This is a genomic window from Actinoallomurus acanthiterrae, assembly GCF_054775715.1.
Window position 1 is genome coordinate 12,362,724 of sequence record NZ_BAAHCO010000001.1, and the last position, 18,486, is coordinate 12,381,209.

At 68.2% G+C, this 18,486-nt stretch carries 22 protein-coding genes; 15 read left to right on the forward strand and 7 right to left on the reverse strand.

The window, feature by feature from the left end; translation table 11 throughout:
* Positions 1-12: 12 nt before the first annotated feature.
* Together ACYVF7_RS58295 and ACYVF7_RS58300 are read right to left on the reverse strand one after the other, a co-directional pair.
* Positions 13-213, reverse strand: coding sequence for a hypothetical protein (locus ACYVF7_RS58295; protein WP_360901583.1), 201 nt, complete (start codon positions 211-213; stop codon positions 13-15).
* 43 nt (positions 214-256) lie between these two features.
* Positions 257-955 (reverse strand): hypothetical protein, encoded by a 699-nt coding sequence (locus tag ACYVF7_RS58300; protein WP_460357229.1) that lies wholly within the window; start codon positions 953-955, stop codon positions 257-259.
* A 177-nt stretch (positions 956-1,132) separates the two neighbouring features.
* On the opposite strand from ACYVF7_RS58300, the gene ACYVF7_RS58305 reads away from it, so the two are divergent.
* The 4 genes from ACYVF7_RS58305 (at position 1,133) to ACYVF7_RS58320 (ending at position 5,476) form a co-directional block, all read left to right on the forward strand.
* Positions 1,133-1,690: a hypothetical protein gene (locus tag ACYVF7_RS58305; protein WP_460357230.1), complete on the forward strand. Its 558-nt coding sequence runs from the start codon at positions 1,133-1,135 to the stop codon at positions 1,688-1,690.
* Between the two features lie 119 nt (positions 1,691-1,809).
* The gene (locus ACYVF7_RS58310; protein ID WP_460357233.1) at positions 1,810-3,621 is read left to right on the forward strand and encodes an AAA family ATPase; all 1,812 of its coding nucleotides are present in this window, start codon (positions 1,810-1,812) and stop codon (positions 3,619-3,621) included.
* Positions 3,618-4,289: a 4Fe-4S single cluster domain-containing protein gene (locus ACYVF7_RS58315; RefSeq protein ID WP_460357235.1), complete on the forward strand. Its 672-nt coding sequence runs from the start codon at positions 3,618-3,620 to the stop codon at positions 4,287-4,289. The genes ACYVF7_RS58310 and ACYVF7_RS58315 overlap by 4 nt, the downstream gene beginning before the upstream one ends.
* Positions 4,277-5,476: an FHA domain-containing protein gene (locus ACYVF7_RS58320; RefSeq protein WP_460357238.1), complete on the forward strand. Its 1,200-nt coding sequence runs from the start codon at positions 4,277-4,279 to the stop codon at positions 5,474-5,476. The genes ACYVF7_RS58315 and ACYVF7_RS58320 overlap by 13 nt, the downstream gene beginning before the upstream one ends.
* 141 nt (positions 5,477-5,617) lie before the next feature.
* Here ACYVF7_RS58320 and ACYVF7_RS58325 read toward each other — a convergent pair whose 3' ends face one another.
* Positions 5,618-6,046, reverse strand: a complete 429-nt coding sequence (locus tag ACYVF7_RS58325) for a hypothetical protein (protein WP_460357240.1) — start codon at positions 6,044-6,046, stop codon at positions 5,618-5,620.
* A gap of 386 nt (positions 6,047-6,432) precedes the next feature.
* On the opposite strand from ACYVF7_RS58325, the gene ACYVF7_RS58330 reads away from it, so the two are divergent.
* On the forward strand, positions 6,433-6,819 hold the full coding sequence (locus ACYVF7_RS58330) for an ATP-binding protein (protein WP_460357242.1): 387 nt from the start codon (positions 6,433-6,435) through the stop codon (positions 6,817-6,819).
* 37 nt (positions 6,820-6,856) lie between these two features.
* Complete coding sequence (locus tag ACYVF7_RS58335; protein WP_460357243.1) at positions 6,857-7,231, forward strand: STAS domain-containing protein; 375 nt, start codon at positions 6,857-6,859, stop codon at positions 7,229-7,231.
* Between the two features lie 85 nt (positions 7,232-7,316).
* On the opposite strand, the gene ACYVF7_RS58340 is transcribed toward ACYVF7_RS58335, so the two are convergent.
* On the reverse strand, positions 7,317-7,874 hold the full coding sequence (locus tag ACYVF7_RS58340) for a hypothetical protein (RefSeq protein WP_460357245.1): 558 nt from the start codon (positions 7,872-7,874) through the stop codon (positions 7,317-7,319).
* 217 nt (positions 7,875-8,091) lie between these two features.
* Here ACYVF7_RS58340 and ACYVF7_RS58345 point away from each other — a divergent pair, with 217 nt between their 5' ends.
* Positions 8,092-8,760, forward strand: a complete 669-nt coding sequence (locus ACYVF7_RS58345) for a class I SAM-dependent DNA methyltransferase (protein WP_460357247.1) — start codon at positions 8,092-8,094, stop codon at positions 8,758-8,760.
* 37 nt (positions 8,761-8,797) lie between these two features.
* Here ACYVF7_RS58345 and ACYVF7_RS58350 read toward each other — a convergent pair whose 3' ends face one another.
* Positions 8,798-10,060, reverse strand: coding sequence for an acyl-CoA thioesterase/BAAT N-terminal domain-containing protein (locus ACYVF7_RS58350; RefSeq protein WP_460357250.1), 1,263 nt, complete (start codon positions 10,058-10,060; stop codon positions 8,798-8,800).
* Positions 10,061-10,750: 690 nt separating this feature from the next.
* Here ACYVF7_RS58350 and ACYVF7_RS58355 point away from each other — a divergent pair.
* On the forward strand, positions 10,751-11,161 hold the full coding sequence (locus tag ACYVF7_RS58355) for a GlcG/HbpS family heme-binding protein (RefSeq protein WP_460357253.1): 411 nt from the start codon (positions 10,751-10,753) through the stop codon (positions 11,159-11,161).
* A 29-nt stretch (positions 11,162-11,190) separates the two neighbouring features.
* Here the strand turns inward: ACYVF7_RS58355 and ACYVF7_RS58360 are convergent, their stop codons facing one another.
* Entirely contained in the window at positions 11,191-11,751 is a 561-nt protein-coding gene (locus tag ACYVF7_RS58360) for a DinB family protein (protein ID WP_460357255.1), read from the reverse strand.
* A 428-nt stretch (positions 11,752-12,179) separates the two neighbouring features.
* On the opposite strand from ACYVF7_RS58360, the gene ACYVF7_RS58365 reads away from it, so the two are divergent.
* From ACYVF7_RS58365 to ACYVF7_RS58375, 3 genes are all read left to right on the forward strand, one after another.
* Positions 12,180-13,250 (forward strand): hypothetical protein, encoded by a 1,071-nt coding sequence (locus ACYVF7_RS58365; RefSeq protein ID WP_460357258.1) that lies wholly within the window; start codon positions 12,180-12,182, stop codon positions 13,248-13,250.
* Entirely contained in the window at positions 13,247-14,017 is a 771-nt protein-coding gene (locus ACYVF7_RS58370) for a GNAT family N-acetyltransferase (protein WP_460357260.1), read from the forward strand. Before ACYVF7_RS58365 ends, ACYVF7_RS58370 begins: the two co-directional genes overlap by 4 nt.
* Before the next feature lie 296 nt (positions 14,018-14,313).
* Positions 14,314-14,727, forward strand: a complete 414-nt coding sequence (locus tag ACYVF7_RS58375; protein ID WP_460357263.1) for a hypothetical protein — start codon at positions 14,314-14,316, stop codon at positions 14,725-14,727.
* Positions 14,728-14,911: 184 nt separating this feature from the next.
* Here the strand turns inward: ACYVF7_RS58375 and ACYVF7_RS58380 are convergent, their stop codons facing one another.
* Positions 14,912-15,523, reverse strand: a complete 612-nt coding sequence (locus ACYVF7_RS58380; protein ID WP_460357266.1) for a PadR family transcriptional regulator — start codon at positions 15,521-15,523, stop codon at positions 14,912-14,914.
* 65 nt (positions 15,524-15,588) lie between these two features.
* Here ACYVF7_RS58380 and ACYVF7_RS58385 point away from each other — a divergent pair, with 65 nt between their 5' ends.
* The 4 genes from ACYVF7_RS58385 to ACYVF7_RS58400 all read left to right on the forward strand — a co-directional run bounded on the left by ACYVF7_RS58385 (position 15,589) and on the right by ACYVF7_RS58400 (position 18,357).
* Positions 15,589-15,870: an FAD-dependent monooxygenase gene (locus ACYVF7_RS58385; protein ID WP_460357268.1), complete on the forward strand. Its 282-nt coding sequence runs from the start codon at positions 15,589-15,591 to the stop codon at positions 15,868-15,870.
* Positions 15,871-15,889: 19 nt separating this feature from the next.
* A complete protein-coding gene (locus ACYVF7_RS58390) occupies positions 15,890-16,816 on the forward strand; it encodes an FAD-dependent monooxygenase (protein WP_460357270.1) in 927 nt (308 codons plus the stop codon).
* A gap of 868 nt (positions 16,817-17,684) precedes the next feature.
* Entirely contained in the window at positions 17,685-18,074 is a 390-nt protein-coding gene (locus tag ACYVF7_RS58395) for a nuclear transport factor 2 family protein (RefSeq protein ID WP_360889131.1), read from the forward strand.
* 58 nt (positions 18,075-18,132) lie between these two features.
* Positions 18,133-18,357: a hypothetical protein gene (locus ACYVF7_RS58400; RefSeq protein ID WP_460357273.1), complete on the forward strand. Its 225-nt coding sequence runs from the start codon at positions 18,133-18,135 to the stop codon at positions 18,355-18,357.
* The last annotated feature ends 129 nt before the right edge of the window (positions 18,358-18,486 follow it).

Here is an 18,486-nt window from a genome sequence, read left to right on the forward strand (position 1 = left end):
GCGGTATTGACGTCAAATAGACGCAGAGGAGACGTAGACGGTTCTCGGCGGGTGATAATCCATCACCACCACGAGGGAGCCCACCGGGATCTCCTCCCCCTGAATGGCCGGATAGGCGTAGAACGCCTCGACCCCGCCGCGAATCGGGATCATGACCTCCCCGACCAGGCCTGGACCGATCTTGCCGGTCACCCGGCCCTGCCTGCCGACCACCGCGCCTCCTTCGCCCACGGGCACGTTACCTCGTAGATCCCTTCTACGGCAGGATGCGTTCGGCCTGCTGGTACGCCTGCTGGGCGAGGCGCTCGGCCTCGTCCCGCGTCGCGCCGGGCCCGTACAGCGTGACCGTGGCCAGGTATCCGCGCGAGCGCAGCACGACGAACCACGTCCGGACCGAGGTCGTGCCGGAGGTCGTCGAGACGCCGACGGTCCGGGAGCCCTCGCCGATGCGCGTGCCGCCGCCCTCGACGACCGTGCCGGTCGCCCAGCGCCCGCCGACGGCGACGCGGAAGCTGCGGCATGAGGCGGGCACGTGGAGCTCCACCTGCTGGGTGGCGACGTCCGGGCCGACCGCCATCAGGGTCTCCGACGCGGTCTGGTCCCGGCCCTTGACGAACGCGACCAGCGCGGAGGGCGCGGACCAGACCGCCTTTTCCGAAGAGACGGCCCGCGTGGACGACGCGCACTGCGGTTTGTCGAGTTTTGCCGCCTGCTGCATCTGCAGGGAATTCCGTACGGCGGCCAACGAGCCGTACTGCCCCGATTGCGGGGCACCTGACCGCTCATATCCGGGAATGTCGGTGAGGAGAGCCTGGGTCAGCTGATCGGCGTTGTACGCCTCGGAGGACGGTGGTCCGGTCGGAGTGGTGGCCGCCGGATCAGGCCGCTCGGCGTGGCCGCAGCCTGCGGCGGCGAGGAACAGCAGAGCGAGGGCGAATGCGGTCCGCGATGTCACATCGAATGACGATATCGCACTCACGCCTCCACCTTATCGAAGGCCCGTTATTCACGCCGACGCAACGCACACGGTAAAAAGGGAAGTGCGATGCCGAGGACGCATCTAAATTGTCCGAGTCAGTGGGCTATTCGGGGGAAACGAATGCTCCGCAAATCCTTCATCATCATTTCGGTAATGCTGCTGCCCCTCACCGGGTGCGGCGGCGGCACCAAGAGCAGGCAGGAGGCGCAGCCACCGGCCGCCGCCTCGCCGAACACCACTACGACGGCGCCGGGCGCGAACGAGCAGAGCGCCGCTCCGGCGGCGTGCCCGACCAAGGCGACGAGGAAGTTCGCCAAGACCCGGTTCATCACGAGCGCCGGTCTGGCGGCGGGCACGTTCAAGCGCTACATCTACACGCCGTTCAAGACCGGCGCCTTCCAGGCCGGCGCCCCGAAGCGGAAGAGGTCGATCGCCAAGGCGGGCATCGCCGCGGTGTTCGCCTTCGACCAGCTCCGCCGGGCGAAGGCCAACGCGCAGGCCGACCCGACGCTCTGCAAGGTCCTGATCGGTCCGATCGACAAGCTCAGCTCGTCGATGCACGACCTGGCCGGCAAGCTCAAGGGCGGGACGGCCGACCCCGGGGAGATCGACGGGGTCGGCAGCGGGATCGAGGGGCTCCGCAAGGACGCCGGCGGCGCGGGTGCCGGCTTCCAGGACAAGACCCCGCCGGCGAGCGCGGTCGGCGGCTGAGAGCCCGCGCAAACGCTCTGGCTGACCGTTCGGTGACGATCGCGTGATACCGGGATATCCCGGGCCACGCGGTCGTCACCCACCGGAAGACGGGGCCCGCAGCGGTTAGGCTTCGACAGGTGACAACGCCGCCGGGCCCTTCGGGCGACACACGACTGGCGAGCTGGCCCGCGTTCGTCCGCGAGCTGGACGCCACCCTGTCCGTTCACGCGCAGTACGTCCTCTGGGGCAACCTGCACGACAGTTTCCTCGTCCCCGACGAGGGCCGGCTCTTCCCGCTCCGCGAGCTGCTGTGGGAGGCGCTGCACCGCAGCGGCTACTCCTTCATGGTCGCCTACGACCGCGTCGACGGGCTGCGAGTCCACCCCGCCGACGACAAGGCCGCCGCCGACGCCGCGGCGAGCATGTTCGGCAGCCGCGTCGACGAGCGGAAGGTCCCCTCCCTGGAGGGGCTCCGCACCTACCTGAGCGCGCTGGCCCGGCCCACCAGGCCGATGCGCGCCGCGTTCGTCATCGACTACGCCTCCCGGATCGCCCGCAGCCCCACCGACCTCGAGCCGGCCGAGCGCGACTTCTTCGTCTTCTGCGAGAAGCTCTCCCGTACCGCCCTGCCCGTACGCGGTGACGGCGACCGGCCGAAGCCGCTGTACAACCCGGTCATCTGGCTGGCCGACCGCCCCGGCGACCTGCCACCGTGGCTGACCGCCGACAACGACGCGATCCGCGAGATCGCCATCCCGCGCCCTCATCTCGGCGACCGGCAGCAGACCGCGCGGCTGCTGGCCCGCGCGTTCGAGACGACCGACCCCGAGCTCGACATCACCGACGACTTCGCGCAGGAGGCGGAGGGGCTCACACTCCAGGCGATGATCGAGATCACCCGGCTCGCCAAGGAGCGCGACGTCCCGCTGCACGACCTGCCCGACGCCGTCCGCACGTACAAGCTCGGCGTGCTGGACAACCCCTGGAAGCGCGAGCACCTGCGGCGGCGCATCGTCGAGGGGGAGGAGCGCGTGCCCGCCCGCGTCGTCGGACAGCCGCAGGCGGTCACCAAGACGCTCGACATCCTCAAGCGCGCCGTCCTGGGCCTGTCGGGGGCGCAGGCCGCCCGCGCCTCCAGCCGCCCGCGCGGCGTGCTGTTCTTCGCCGGGCCCACCGGCGTCGGCAAGACCGAGCTGGCCAAGGCGATCACCTCGCTGGTGTTCGGCAACGAGGACGCCTACCTCCGGTTCGACATGAGCGAGTTCTCCGCCGAGCACGCCGGCGACCGGCTCATCGGATCCCCGCCGGGCTACGTCGGCTTCGAGGCGGGCGGCGAGCTGACGAACGCCGTGCGCCAGGACCCGTTCCGCGTCATTCTGTTCGACGAGATCGAGAAGGCGCACCCGCGCATCCTCGACAAGTTCCTGCAGATCCTCGAGGACGGGCGGCTCACCGACGGCCGGGGCAACACCGCGTTCTTCTCCGAGTCGATCCTGGTCTTCACCTCCAACCTCGGCACCCGCGGCATCACCCCCGGCATGCCGTACGAGGACCTCGAGGCGCAGGTCCGTGGTGCCGTCACCGAGCACTTCACGACCGCGCTGAACCGGCCGGAGCTGCTCAACCGGTTCGGCGACAACATCGTCATCTTCGACTTCATCGGTCCGGAGGCGGCCGATCGGATCTTCGATCTGCAGCTCGCCAACATCTGCCGTCGCGTAAGTGACGAACACCACATGAAGCTGCGGCTGGCGGACGAGGTGGTCGCGTCGCTGCGCCTCTGGTGCACGAGCGAGCTCGACAAGGGCGGCCGGGGGATCGGCATGGCCCTGGAGTCGTACTTCATCAATCCCCTGGCCCGCGCGCTGTTCGACCGCGGCCCGGCCACCGACGTGACCGTCGCGGACATCCACCGCGACGGCAGCATCGTCCGGCTGGACCTGCGGTGAACGCCGGTCCTCCTGACCAGGAGCGGACACTCCTGCTGGCCAAGGCGCACTTCCCGGTCACCACGCTGGGGCCCGGCCGCCGGGCGGGCATCTGGACGCAGGGCTGCACGATCCACTGTCCTGGCTGTCTGTCCCGTGACACGTGGGAGGCGGACCCGCGCACGGCCATCCCGGTCGCCACGGTGCTGGGCTGGCTCAGGTCCCTGAGCGGCGTCGACGGGGTCACGATCTCCGGCGGAGAGCCCTTCCAGCAGCCCGAGGCGCTGCGCGCCCTGCTGCTGGGCATCCGGGCCTGGGCACCGCCCGAGGTGGACGTTCTGGTGTACAGCGGTTACGCGGCGTCACGACTCCAGAGGTCCGCCCGGACCCGCGAACTTCTCGAGTTGTGCGATGCGGTCGTGGCGGGACCGTACATTGAACGTCTGAACCAAGTAGATCGGGGGCTTCGGTGGCGCGGATCGGCGAACCAACAGATCATCGCTGTCAGTGACCTTGGCAAGAAACGCTATGGTGACGCGAGGGGCGAAGAAACCCCCCATATACAGGTTTCGGTGGAAGACAACCGTATTTACTACATCGGGATTCCTCGGAGGGGCGACATGGAGCGGCTGACGGAGCGACTCTCGCTCTCTGGGGTACACGCCGGGGAGGTTTCATGGCGCCCCTGACATGCCCGGTCTGTGCCGCTCCGGTACGGCAAGGGGATCTGATCTGTATCAACTGCGGAGCGAACCTGGCCCGGCGCGATGCGCCCCCTGCTCCCCAGCAGCCCGGGGGTTACCAGCAGCAGGACCAGGGCCAGTCGTCCTATCCGCAGCAGCAGTACCCGCCGCAGCAGGACCAGCAGCAGCAGCCCTACGGGGCTCCGCAGCAGCAGGGGTACGGCGGTCCGCAGCAGGACTACCAGCAGCAGCAACAGCAGCAGCCCTACGGCGCGCCGCAGCAGCAGTACCCGCAGGATCAGCAGCAGCAGTCCTACGGTGCCCCGCAGGACCAGTCGTCGTACGGCGCTCCGCCGCAGCAGGAGCAGTCCCCATACGGCGCGCCCCAGCAGCAGCAGGGGTACGGCGCGCCGCAGGATCAGCAGGGGTACGGCGCACCGCAGGATCAGCAGCGCAACTCGTCGTATCCGCCGTCGCAGGGTCAGCAGCCCTACGGCGGCGCGCCGCAGCAGCAGGACCAGTCGCCGTACGGCGCTCCGCCGCAGCAGGAGCAGTCCCCGTACGGCGCGCCCCAGCAGCAGGAGCAGTCCCCGTACGGGGCACCTCCGCAGCACGACCAGCAGCAGGGCTACGGCGCGCCTCAGCAGCAGTACGCGCCGCCCCAGCAGCAGGGGTACGGGGGCGGCGGCTACGGCGGTCCCGGCGCTCCGCACGTGCCGCCGCCGCCGCGTGAGCCCACCATGACCGGTGGGGAGTCGACGGCCGCGTTCACGCCGTTCTGCCCGCACTGCGGGGCCGACATCCCCGACATCGGCAACCCGGTCTGCGTCTCGTGCCTGCGTCCGCTGCACGACCAGGCGGGCGGCCCAGGTCAGCAGCAGCAGCTCACGGTGTTCCTCCAGTTCTCCTCCGGCGAGTTGCAGTGCGGTGCCGGCCAGGAGCTCGTGCTGGGCCGTGACCCGGTGCAGTCGCCGGTGGCGAGCACGTTCTCGCGGTTCGACAACGTCTCGCGCCGGCACGCCACGATCGGCATCGACGGCAACGGCCAGGCGTGGGTCCGCGACGAGCGCTCCACGAACGGCACCTTCGTCAACGACCGGCGGCTCCAACCCGGCGAGCAGGCCCCGATCCGCGACGGCGACGCCGTACGTCTCGCCGCCGACGCTCGCGGTCAGGTGCGGTTCGGCCGCTGAGATGGTCTCCTCCGCGCTGATCCGACCCCGGCGGACCGGGGCCGGATCAGCGCGGATCAGTAGCCGACAGGCTCGCGTCGTCGGCAGCGGCGCGGATGAGTAGCCGACAGGCTCAGGTCATCGGCAGCCGAGCGGTGCGGATCAGTAGCCGACCAGCGCGATCCGGGCGGCCGTCGCGGCGCCGACGGTGACCGGGTAGTCGTTCGGGTTATGGACCCGGAGGCGGAGCCGGACCGTACGGTCGAGGTCGAACTGGCCGCCGTGCGACGCCCGGAGGCCGCCTCCCGGGTCGCCCCGGTACGTGATTCGCCAGGGATCGTCGACGACGGACGTGCCCTGGGCGTTCATCCGGGTCCAGGCCACATCGACCGGGTCGTCCGCTTTCAGCCCCGTGATGACGGCGAGCGCGTCGCAGAGCGCCCAGTACTCCCCTCCGACGATGATCGAGTAGAGGTCGCCTCCGTGCAGCCCGTGGGTGTCGGAGAGTTCGGTACGGAACAGGACGAAGGCGTCGGCGCGGGGATCGACCGGCTGGTCCTCCCCTGCGGCAAGGCTTACGACGATGGCCACCAGTCCTCCCCAGAAGCGTCTGCTACTGGCAAAGTAGGCCAAATCCGATCATTCGCCGAGGGGCGTCAGCCTCCGCGTCGGCGTAACCACGTACGCGCCCCAACGATTCGCCCGGCACGGCCGACTCCGGCCGCCATGGTCGCCGCGGCCGCCCCGGCCGAGCCGGCCGCCCCGGCCGGACCGAAGTTTCCGGAAGTCGGCACCGGCGCGCAGCAAAGCGCGTCAAATGGGTATATGACACTGCGCAGTCCTGAGTCGCGATGGCACGGGTGAGTATGACCTCGAATGACGGGCAAGGTGAGACAGACATGCGAGGGCTCGTTATGGCGGCTACGCACTCCATGACAAGGCCCTGGCAGCGACCACCGAGCGATTCGGCCGGCTCCATGAGCGAGATGAAGTTCACGGCGGAACAGCTGCCAGGCGTGCGTCACTTCACCGAAGTGCACGCCCGCCGCTGCAGGGTGGACGAAGGCCTGATCGGCGACCTGGTCATCGCCGTCAACGAGATCGCGACGAACGCCGTACGCCACGGCTCGCCCCACGCCGAGCTGAACATGTGGACCGAGGACGGCCGCGTCATCGCCGAGATCCACGACAGTGGCACCTGGACACCCGCCGACGCCCCCGGCGGAAGCCCCCCGCCGCTCGACGCGGAAGGCGGCATGGGCATCTGGGTCGCCCGTCAGATCTGTTCCGCAGTCGACATCAGGACGGGAATCAACGGCACAGTCGTACGATTGGAACTCTCTCCGACAGCGCGGTACATCTGACCGGTACCGTGGGTCCTCCACGGCCGAGGGGGGCACCATGGCAGCGCTCGAACTCTCTTCCAGCCGGCATGGCGACCGTACGGTCCTGGGCATCAGCGGCGAACTCGACATCATCAGCAGGGCCGAGCTCATCACGTGCCTCGACAAGGTCATCAAGGAGCACGGCGGCAAGATCATCCTCGACCTGACCGGCCTGGACTTCATGGACACCAGCGCCCTCAGCACCGTGGTCTCCTACTGGAAGCGCCTCACCGCTACCGAAGACGGCTACCTCGCCCTGGCGGGTGCCAAGTACCGCACCGCGCGAGTCCTGTGGATCACCGGACTGGCCCAGCGCCTCCCCATGTACGACGACGTCGCCGCCGCCCTCGCGGACACTGAGAGCCGCAGCGCCGCCGACGACGCGTCGTGACGGCCACCGGCCCGGCGGACACGAAAATCCCTGACGGTCACCGCCTCCAAGGAAGCCGTGAACGCCAGGGATAATCGATGCGAACTCAGGCTGGGAAGACCTCGCCGGCGACGCCTTCGTCGGTATAACCGTACCTGGCGATCGCGTTGTCCCGCTCTTCAGCGGAAGTCGTGTAGAAATGGTCGCGAATTGTCGGGTTCCAGAGCCGGAACAACGGCGTCGTTCCGAAGTGCGGAGTCGCGTACACCCACGCCGTGATCCCCTCGCCCGTGTAGCCGTACCTCGCGATCGCCCGGTCGCGCTCTTCCAGGGACGTCGTGTAGAAGTGGTCACCGGCCGAGGGGCTCCAGAGCCGGAACAACGGTGTGCTTCCGAAGTGCGGAGTCGCGTACACGCGGGCCGCGACGCCCTCGTCCGTGTAGCCGTACCTCGCGATCGCCCGGTAACGCTCTTGCACGGACGTCGTGTAGAAGTGGTCGCCGATCGCCGGGTTCCACATGCGGTAGAGCGGCACCCTGATCGGATCCGACGCGGGCGGGATCGCCATCGCCGGCCCTGCGGTGAGCGACGCGCCCACCAGGAGACCGATGATCAGGCCCAGCCGCCCGAAAAGCGCGGCTATGAGAGTCCGGCCACGTTCCATGATTCTCCTAACTCCAGGAATCTCGAATCCGGACCGGATCTACCCGTCAGCGCAATGCGCAAAGTAATCGCACATTCATCTTTGGCCAAGGCGAACCGTTTTCACTGTCGGCCTTCGCACCGCGAGCACTTCCAGCAATAATCCCCGACATATCGCGTATTTCAATATGGCGAGACCTGGGCTTCCGGGCCACGCCCCATTCGGTTACGGTGATCTCGTGAGAGAGCCTTCTTTCCTGCGGACGACTCAGGCCGCCTATGACACCGTCGCCGCCACCTACGGCGAGGCGTCCCGTTCCGGACTCGACGACCGGCCGTTGGACCGCGCCATGCTCTCCACGTTCGCCGACCTCGTACGAGCCGAGGGCACGGACCGCCCCATCGCCGATCTCGGCGCCGGCCCCGGCCACGTGACCGCGCACCTCGACACGCTCGGCCTGAACGTCTACGGCGTCGACCTGTCGCCGGCCATGGTCGCGCTCGCCCGTCGGACCCATCCCCGCCTGCGGTTCACGGAAGGCACGATGACCGCGCTGGACGTGGCGGACGGAGCCCTCGGCGGCATCGTCGCCTGGTACTCCGTCATCCACATCCCGACGGAACGGCTCCCGGACCTGTTCACGGAGTTCCACCGGGCGCTCGCACCCGGCGGGCACGTACTGCTCGTCTTCCAGATCGGCGACCAGCCGCTGCGCCTGGAGCGTGCGTTCGGCCACGACGTGTCGCTGGTCGCCCACCGATGGCCGATCGGCCGCGTCTCCGCCCTACTGCGGCAGACCGGCTTCACCGAAGTCGCCCGGATGACCCGCGAACCCACCGGCGCGACCGAGAAGGTGCGACGCGGCTACCTCCTCGCCCGCAAGCCGACAGGCCCGGCACGGGCCTGAACGCATGCATGGACACGCGAGCCCGGTGCGACAGGTGTCAGCGGCCCATCGCGGCGAGGAAGGCCAGCACCTTGGGCCAACCTTGCGCCTTCGCGGCGGCGTTGGCGGCGCGGGTGCCACCTTCCTCGAGAACCCTGCCGGCGAGCGCGTTCCAGGAACGAGTGCCCGCCGCGGTGTAGGGGGCGGTACCGACGCCGTGACCTGCTCCCGGGTAGATCAGCGCTTGGTGCGGGAAGCGGTCGCGGGAGAGCTCGGTCACGATCTCCCCGGCCCAGTCGCTCGCCATCGGCCAGAGCCGGTCCTGTGTCCCGGCGATCGCCAGGACCGGACCGTCGACGTGGTCGAGTGGGATCACCTCCTGCGGGATGGGGCGGCCGTGCCACGTCCAGGCGTCCCCTCCGGGCACGTGGGCGCCGAGGCCCAGGTGGACCCTGTCCGACGGTGAGTACACGATGACGCCGTGGATCAGGTCGGGGTAGAGCTGGCCGAGCAGCAGTGCCGCCTCGGTGCCACGGGAGTAACCGCGGGCCACCACGTGGGCCGGGTCGACGCCCGGCTGGGCGGCCAGCAGCCGGGCCGCCCGGGCGAAGTACTCCATCGGGATGTCCTGGAGGACGGCGGGCAGACCCGCGTCGTGGAAGTAGGCCAAGGACAGCGCCGGATAGCCGTGTGAGGCGAGCAGGGCGGCGTCGAAGTTCCCGCTGTTGCCTCCTTCGGAGCCGCCGAACACCAGTACAGCGGGGCGGCGGCCCCGGCCCGGAGGCGGCAGGAACAGGTCGCCGTCGACCTTGTCGGCCGCGACCGTGAAACTCTTGTGGGTGACGCCGGGGGCGACCCATTGCCGGGTCAGTGTCCGAGTCGCCAGCCGGTGGCCGTGTGCGGTCACGGTGACCCGCACGTCATAGGCCGCCTGCAGGTACGGAAACAGCGGATAGAAAAAGCCTTCGTCCGGGTCGCCGGTGGCCCGGACCATCGACCAGAACAGCCCCATCCCGTCGAGGCCCGTGTACGTGCCCGAGCGCGGCCGGGTCCGGTCGAGGTCGACCGTCCCGCGGCCGTCCGCACGGAAGACGGCCCGGCTCCGCCAGCCGGCTCCAAGATGGTCCTGGGCGTCCGCGCTCACCTCGACGGTGTCATGCGGGACGAGGCCGCCGACCGTCAAGTGGACCGGCCGATCGGCTAAGGCGGCCGGAGCATCCACACCGATGACCGCGCGATCGCTGTGCTGCGGACCACACCCCGCCACCGCGCCCCCGGCCACCAGGAGAAGTGCCACCACCGCGCGATTCCCCAAGCGCATGTCGTCTCCCCGTGATCGCGACGATCGCCGCGAGACGCGACGCACCCGTCTTCTATCTGTGAACTTTACCGACCTCCACCGCATCTCACGAGTGTGACCCAATACGGGGGAGCACGAAACAGCGAATTCAGGAGGGTGTTTTGCGAGCGAAAAGGGCCACCTATGGTGCGGCGATCGCAGTAGCGACACTGAGCATCTTCTTGGGAGGGTGCACAGGAAGTTCGACGCACGCGGCTTCATCATCTCCCACCGACACCGCGACTCCGGTCCATAAAAGCGCGAGGGCTCCGGTGGGCAAGCGGGTGGGAGCCGGCGTGAAGTGCACCGATCGAATCAATTATGCGGGTGACTCCAGGTCCAACGCAGAGATCAACAGCATCGGTGAGCGGACCGGCCACTGCCCTCCGGTCGAAGGGAGCAAAACTCCACCGGGTACGCGGAAGAAGGCCGGCGTGAAATGCACCGACCAGATCAACTACTCGGGTGACTCCAGGCCCAACGCGGACATCAACAGCATCGGTGAGCGGACAGGCTACTGCCCTCCGGTCCAGCGGTAACAAGGAACGTCCGGCCGGAGCGTCTCTCGTTCGAGAGGCGCTCTGGGCCGCACTGGTCGCCCTTTGACTTCCGTGGGTTGTCGCCGTTAATTTCGCCTTCATGTCTGATACTCCACGCCTTCCTGGATTGAAGTTGGCCGACGCGGATTGGTTGGTGCAGGCCGCGTTGGCGGTCGGAGCGGAGCGAGGTTTCCCTCCGCTTGCGGTGGCCGTCGTCGACGTTGCCGGAGAGGTGATCACCCTACGGCGGGGCGACGGCGGTATGCCCATGACCAGCCGAATCGCCGTGGCCAAGGCACGCACGGCGCTGTCCGCGCTGAAGCCCTCCGGCCAGATCGACCTCCCCGGGGGAATCGTCGACAGCATCCAGCACCTCTACGGCGGCGACTTCGTCCCGTGGGCGGGCGGTGTTCTGGTCACCGACGGCGAACTGATCCTCGGCGCCGCAGGCGCATCCGGTGCCCGCGCGCTTGAAGACGAAGAGGCCGTGCAAACGGCAGTGCGACGGTGGCAGGAGGACCGTTCCGTAGCCGGCCGGAAGTGACGCGGGGGGCGATCGTCGTTACTCGCGCCTCACTGACCCACACGACCGTCGACGCACTCCCGCAACAGATCCGCGTGGCCGCAGTGACGGGCGTACTCCTCGATCCGGTGCACCAGCAGCTCCCGGACGGCGATGGCGTCCTTCCCCAGACGCACACTTAGATCCGAATGCCCGGCCAGCACGGCATCGGTGGCCGCCTGCTCACGGGCCAGATCGGCGTACGCGGCGTCGACCACCGCCTGTTCGGCGACCGCTCCGTCGAAGTCGGCGTCGCCCGCGTCGTACAGCCTCGGTGGAGGGTCGCCAGGCAGGATCCAGCCGCGCCAGTCCCGCTCCACCTCGGCGAGGTGCCGGAGCAGGCCGAGCAGCGACATGGTCGACGGCGGCACTGACCGACGGGCCAGCTGTTCCGCGCTGAGACCCTCGCATTTCATCAGCAGGGTCAGTCGGTAGTTCGCGAGATAGTCCTGCAGCGTCGCCAGCTCGCCGTCCGGGCTGGCTCCGGCGTTGTCGCGGGGATCCTCATCCGGGTTCACCCACATGTCCGGGTAGACGGTCGCCTGACTCCACCGTTGGGGTTGGTCGCTCACTCTGGCCATGCTGGCCCTCGGGCACCCGGCCCGCCAGCGAATTTCCGCCGAGACGTTAGGGAGAAGCCCCCGTGGGTGAATGATGTCCGGCGTTCGCGGGCCACACGCGCGACGCGTTGCCAACGACGAGACCGTGAAGCCGGGTCCTCTCGACGCCTGCCCGGCGTCCGTACGCCACAGCTGGTAGGTGCCCGCCTTCGATCCGTGAACCTTTTCAGCCCCCGCCGCGTCACAGGAGTGTGACGCGATCACGGGTGCGCGGACAGCGAACTGAGGAGAGTCTTTTGCCGGCGACGAGGGCTACCTTCGGTGCGGTCGCACTAGTGACACTGGGCGTCTTCCTGACCGGTTGTAGAGGAGATGCGGTGAACGCCGCTTCGTCTCCCACCAACACCGCGACTCCGGCCCAGAAAAGCGCGAGGGCTGCGGTGAGTACGCAGGTGAAGGCCGGCGTGAAGTGCACCGACCAGAACGACTATTCGGGTGACTCCAGGTCCAGCGCAGAGATCAACAGCATCGGAGAACGGACAGGCCACTGCCCTCCGGTCCGGGCTTCCGCCGCCTCGTCGGTCACGTTCACACCGAAGCGGGTCACCGGCCCGCCGCCACCGAAATCGGGGATCGACCACAACGTCGTAGCGCTCGGCACCGTGCGGTTGGCGATGACCGCGAACCAGACCGCGTACGTGGTCTCGTCGCTGCGCGCGAACGCGGCCACCGTACGAACGCTGGTGGACAACGAAGTGCGCTGCACGTGGCCGGGCGGCAGCAAGAACCTGGTGATGGGCCAGAACCTCTACGCGGGCACGGGCAAGAACCCGCAGTGGGAGGACATCTGGATCGTCACCAAATTCCTGCTGCACCCCGGCAAGGCCACGACCGCCACCTGCACGACGTACGCGAGAGTCGCCTCGCTATACAAGCAGACATCGTCGGTGCAGGTCGCGGGCGGCTCACTGCGATTCGCCGACACCTCGGTCGCCAACGCGGCGAACGGCAAACCGCTCGATTACGAGATCCCCTACGGCGACCTGCCGGTCGACTCGACCCACCGGACCCTACGCCAGCCCGCGCTGCCGATCACCACCGCGCCGGCCGGGCTCCGCGAACTCAGCGTCTTCGGCGACGTGGACTACCAGGTGTGCCAGCGCACCGGCGCGTGCGACAAGAACGGTTCCTCGACCGCCCGGTTCACATTGATCGTCAACCAGTGGAACGCGACGGGCAAGAAGATCTGCCACACGAACTCCTCGACGAGCGTCACCAAGACGATCCCGTACTGGGTGCACCACGCCGTAGTGCCGTTGTACACCCCGCACTTCGCAGTGTCGAAAGCACCGGGCTGCGCCCCGGTCTTCAACGCCTACGTGCGGGTGGACTGGCTGCGCGGCGAGAAGGGCGCGGTACAGGGCACCGCGGTCGGCCTGCCCGACCGGCGCGGTTCCACCTCGACCCATCGATCGGCGATGAGCCACCTCTACATCGTTCCCGCCAGATGAGTGAGGATCTTCTGGCCGCCTATGACGAGCATCTGCGCGGGACGGGCGTTCCCGCGCAAGGCGCATGGATCGAGCAGGACGGTCCGCTACTGCGGGTCGTCGGAGAGCATCGCGGATTCGTCACCGGTCCGCGCGACCTGTCCGGCCACGACGTCGACGCTCTCATCGCCGCGCAGATCGCCTTCTTCCGCGCCCGCGGCGAGGCCGTGGAATGGAAGACCCGCGGCCACGACCTCCCCGGCGATCTGCCTGACCGGCTGCGAGCCGCGGGATTCGTCGCCGAGCCCACCGAGACGGTCGAGATCGGCCGCATCACCGACCTGCCGGCCACACCTCCCGCCCCCGACGGGGTCGTAATCCGCCGGGTCGGCGGCGAGGCGATCCCCGCCATCGTGGCGATGGAGTCACAGGTGTGGGGGCGCGACTGCGGCTTCATCGGTGACCATTTGGCCGGGAGACTGGCCGCCGCTTCCGAACGGCTGGCGATCTTCACGGCGGAGGCCGCCGGCCAGGTCGTCGCGGCCGCCTGGGTGGTCCTGCGCGAGGACGGGATCTTCGCGTCCCTGTGGGGCGGGTCGACACTGAAAGCGTGGCGAGGCCGCGGTATCTACCGGACGCTCGTGGCCGTCCGGGCGCGCTTGGCCGCCGAGCACGGCTGCCAGTACCTGCAGGTCGACGCCTCTGACGACAGCCGCCCCATCTTGGAGCGCCTTGGCTTCAACCCCGTCACCACCACGACCCCCTACATCTGGTCGCCGTCGGCCTGACCATTACGTCCTCATCAATGGCGGCATCGCACCTGCGACCCGCCCTTCATTTACCCGGCCACGACACCGTCGCTGAATCTCGTCGGCGGATTCGACCGGCTTGGCGTCATCCTGCTGCTTGACGCCTTAGCGGTATCGGAGGTCTCATTCTTCGCCAAGCAGATTGCAGCGGCGCAGGAAGATCGCTGTCAGCAACTGCGTTGGCGAAAAACCCCCACTCGTAGATCCGGCAGCATCGGCAATGGCCACCCTTTTCCGGTAAGGTTGCGTCATTCTCATACCATTTTGGAGACCGCATGCGCATGCACCTCGCCACCGCCCTCGGCGCCGCCGTACTGTCTGCGGGAACGCTACTGAGCGTGCCCGCCGCCGAAGCCGCCACCGAAACCCGTTTCGATGTGGAATTCGGGAACACTCGGACTGAGGGAATCATTACCTGGTACGGCCGATCGGTGCGTCTGCGGGGAGCGCAGACGTCGGTAGCCGACCGAACCGTTGGGCAATTCCGGAACACCGGCGGGGACACCCTCAACAGCCGAGGGCGCACGTTGTCGCACGCGGTCAGCCGAGCCGAAGACGAGGCCCATGCCGACACGAGGTTGTTCCGCTTCGTCGTTCCCGCAAATGTCAAGGGAGGAGCAGCATTTGTGCGGATCTGCCTCCTCGACGGCTCCCTCAATGCCCTGAAGTGCAAACGCTACAGCCGCTGATCTCCCCGCGGGAACCGACACCAGGGTTCCGCCGTACAGGCAGCAGAAAGCCCCTGTTCGAACACCGGACAGAGGCTTTTCCCTTTGCGCAGCCGGAGGGATTCGAACCCCCGAGCTTCTGACCCGTAGCCTGCGGTGGCGCGCGTCCAAATGCGCCACGACCGTGGCCTTGAGGTTCCGGTAGTTACTCCTCGTACTGCTCGGTCTGTCCCGACGCGATGGCCGCCAGTTCCTCCATCGACCAGGTCAGCCGCCCGCTGCGCAGGTCCGCGATGACCGACCGGATCCAGTCGAGCTGGGCCTGCGCCGTCCTCAGCACGTATTCCGACTCCAGCGTCACCACGCGCGGCAGGAACTCCGCCGCGCCCGCGTTCGCCTCCAGGCCCTGGAACGCCGCCGAGAGCTGGGCCTCCCGGCGCTCCAGGAGCTGCAGGGCCTCGGCCGGTTCGAGCATCAGGACGTGGGACAGCGCCACCGGGAAGTCGGGGAACTCCTGCCTGGGAACCGTCAGCATCTCCTCCAGCCACTCGCGCGTCGCGCGCCGCCCGGCCTCGGTGATCTCGTAGACGGTTCGCTCCGGGTACTGGCTGTCGCGCTCGGTCTCCCGTACGGCCACCAGACCGGCGCCCTGCAGGCGGTCGATCGTCCGGTAGAGGGTGGCCCGCTGGCCGACGTTGACGACCTGGTCCTTTCCCCACTGCTTGATCAGGCGCTGGATGCCGTACGGGTGCAGGGGGCGGGTGTGCAGGATCCCCAGGATCGTCAGGGCGAGCGGGGATCCCTTGGGTGTGGTCATGGTTCTGATACTAGCCGCGAGATTACTAGTTGACTTGATACTAGTTGCGATGCGACTATCGCGGCATGACGAACACAGCCATGACGAAGACAGCACTGATCATCGGCGGCGGGATCGCCGGTCCCATCGCCGCGATGGCCCTCCAGAAGGCGGGCATCGACGCGACCGTTCTCGAGGCCTACCCGCGCAGCGCCGAAGGCGTCGGCGGCGGCATGAGCCTTGCTCCCAACGGCCTGGACGCGCTGGACGTCCTAGGCCTCGGCGACCTGGTCCGACCGGCCGGACAGCCCATGACCGGGATCGTCATGCAGGACTGGGCAGGGCCGGCGGCTGGCCGAGTTCGGTAACCCGCCGGGTGTGCCCCCGATGCGGTTCTTCTGGCGCTCCGACCTCTACCAGGCCATCAATCAGGAGGCCGCCCGCCGTGGCATCCGCACCGAATTCGGCAAGCGGCTGGTTTCGGTGACCGAGGCTCCCGACTCGATCACCGCGCACTTCGCCGACGGGACGACGGCCACCGGGGACGTCCTCATCGGAGCCGACGGCATCCACTCCACGGTCCGCACATTGATCGACGCCGACGCGCCCGGCCCCACGTACGCCGGTCTGATCAGCTTCGGTGCGCGGGTGGAGCACCCCGGTGTGGCCTCGACCCGGGGCAAGATGCCGATGAGCTTCGGCAAGCAGGCCTTCTTCGGCTACCAGGTGTTCGACGACGACACCGCGGTCTGGTTCGTCAACCTTCCGCACGAGGAGCCGATGACCGCCGCCGAGACCCAGCAGACCCCTGCCTCAGCGTGGCTGCCCGTCCTGGAGGCGGCGTTCGCCGGAGACCGTACGCCCGCCCGGCAGCTCATCGCCGGGACCCGGCCCGATGATCTGGTCGTCGTCGGGCCGATGGAGAACATGCCGCCCAAGGTCCCGGTCTGGAGCCGCGGCCGGATGGTGCTGGTCGGCGACTCCGCCCACGCTCCGTCCTCCAGCTCGGGCCAGGGCGCGTCCCTGGCGATCGAGAGCGCCGTGCAGCTGGCCCGGTGCCTGCGCGACCTACCGCACGACGCGGCATTCGCCACCTACGAGGAACTGCGCCGCCCCCGGGTCGAAAAGATCATCAAAGCCACCACCCACAAAAACAGCGCCAAGGCCGCCGGACCGGTGGGCCGAGTGCTCAACGCCTGGGCACTCCGGATCTTCGCTCGACTGATCAAGCCCGAGAAGATGGCGTGGATGTTCGACCACGCCATCGACTGGGACGCCCCGGTCGGATCACGCGAACTCAGCCACCTTGGCTGACCCGTGTGGCTCCCGCCGTGGCTCCCGGGAGCCACACGCACGCGTGCATGTGACCCGCGATGATGATCGCATGACGAGTTCCTGGGCCATTCGGCACTTCTCGCAAGCGAACCCGGCCGGGCCGGAACAAGGTGACGTGCCTGCCCTGCTACGGCGGGTCGCGGACTCGATAGAAGAGCTTGGACTGGTCGAGGTCCACGACCTCGTCCTTCACCAGGAGATCACGGACGATGGCCCCTGGTTCAGCGCGACCGTCTACTTCCACCAGACCGAATCCGAAGCCGACAGGCCAGGGGGCCTACTCGTGGGCTTCAGCGGTCGAGATCGGATATGCGCCTACGTCGGCCGGCAACCGCCAAACCGCCGCAGAAGCGTGCCCACGCCATAGCAACGCCCGCCGGGTCATCCCCTCTGGTCCTGACCCGGGTGGCTCCCACGGCCAAAAGCAAAGGCCCATTCCTTGACCGGAATGGGCCTTTGACGTGGTGCGCAGCCGGAGGGATTCGAACCCCCAACCTTCTGATCCGTAGGAAGATCGGGAACGTCCACGGCCGTCCAGATCCATCCCCTGACCTGCGTCCGGGCCGCCCCACCGTCCGTCACCGTCCAGGGCTGTCCAGAGCCGTTGTTAGCGGACGCGTTAGCAACCTGTGGCACTCCGCCCTTCGTCCCGAACTATGCGCACTCCTCAGCCGATACGACGTTCACTGGCGTCAGGCGTGTGCTGGTAATGCTGGAGCGGTCCGGTGTGCGGTCGTTGCTGTATCTGTCTGTGTACAGCGTGCGCGCCGTCGGAGTCGCGCAGCACCGTCGTGGGTAAGGTCCTCATCGTCCCTTGGGCCTCGCACGAGGGCAGGTACGCAGCGCAATGGATCACGACGCCGAGACCCGGGCCGGGATAGAACAGCACTGGGCGGCCTCTGAGCGCGGAGACGTCGACACCGAGCACGCGATCTACGCAACGGACGCCATCCTCGACTACCCGCAGTCAGGGGAACGCTTCCGTGGCCGATCGAGGATCCAGGCACAGCGCGGCGGGCACCCGGCCGAGCGCCACTTCACCGTCCTGCGGATCTCCGGCACCTGCGACCTGTGGGTGAGCGAATGCATCATCACCTACGACGGCGCGCCCACCTACACGGTGAGCATCATGGAGTTCGCCAACGGCCTAGTGACGCACGAGACCCAGTACTTCGCCGCGCCCTTCCCGGCACCCGCGGCTCGGTCGACCCTTGCCGAACCGATCCCCGACCACTAGAAACCCAGACGGTTTTCGAGCATCTAGCCATCGGTTGGCAAGTCGGACGGAAGAACGAATGGCGTACCTCGTCTCGGAGGATCACACCACTTTCATCCCCTCGGCGCGCCTGGTGCAGGCCGCTAAGCCAAGCACGGAGCTGGTCAGCCGCGACATCCGCAAGGTGCTCGGCACCCAACCATCCATGGCGATCGTCTTGAGCGCCCATCGCCGGACTACCCTCTCGATGCGAACTACCGGCACGATCAAGGTCGTCCCTGGTCCGCGCTGCTCAGACGTATAGTGCCGTCGGAGCACGCCTGGTGCTGTACGGCGGTGTTGCTGTACTTCCGTGCTGTACAGCAGGAGACACCGCACCGAGCGCCGGCGGATTTACAGAGGGTCGGTGATCGGAGACGTGCGCCTCCGCTGA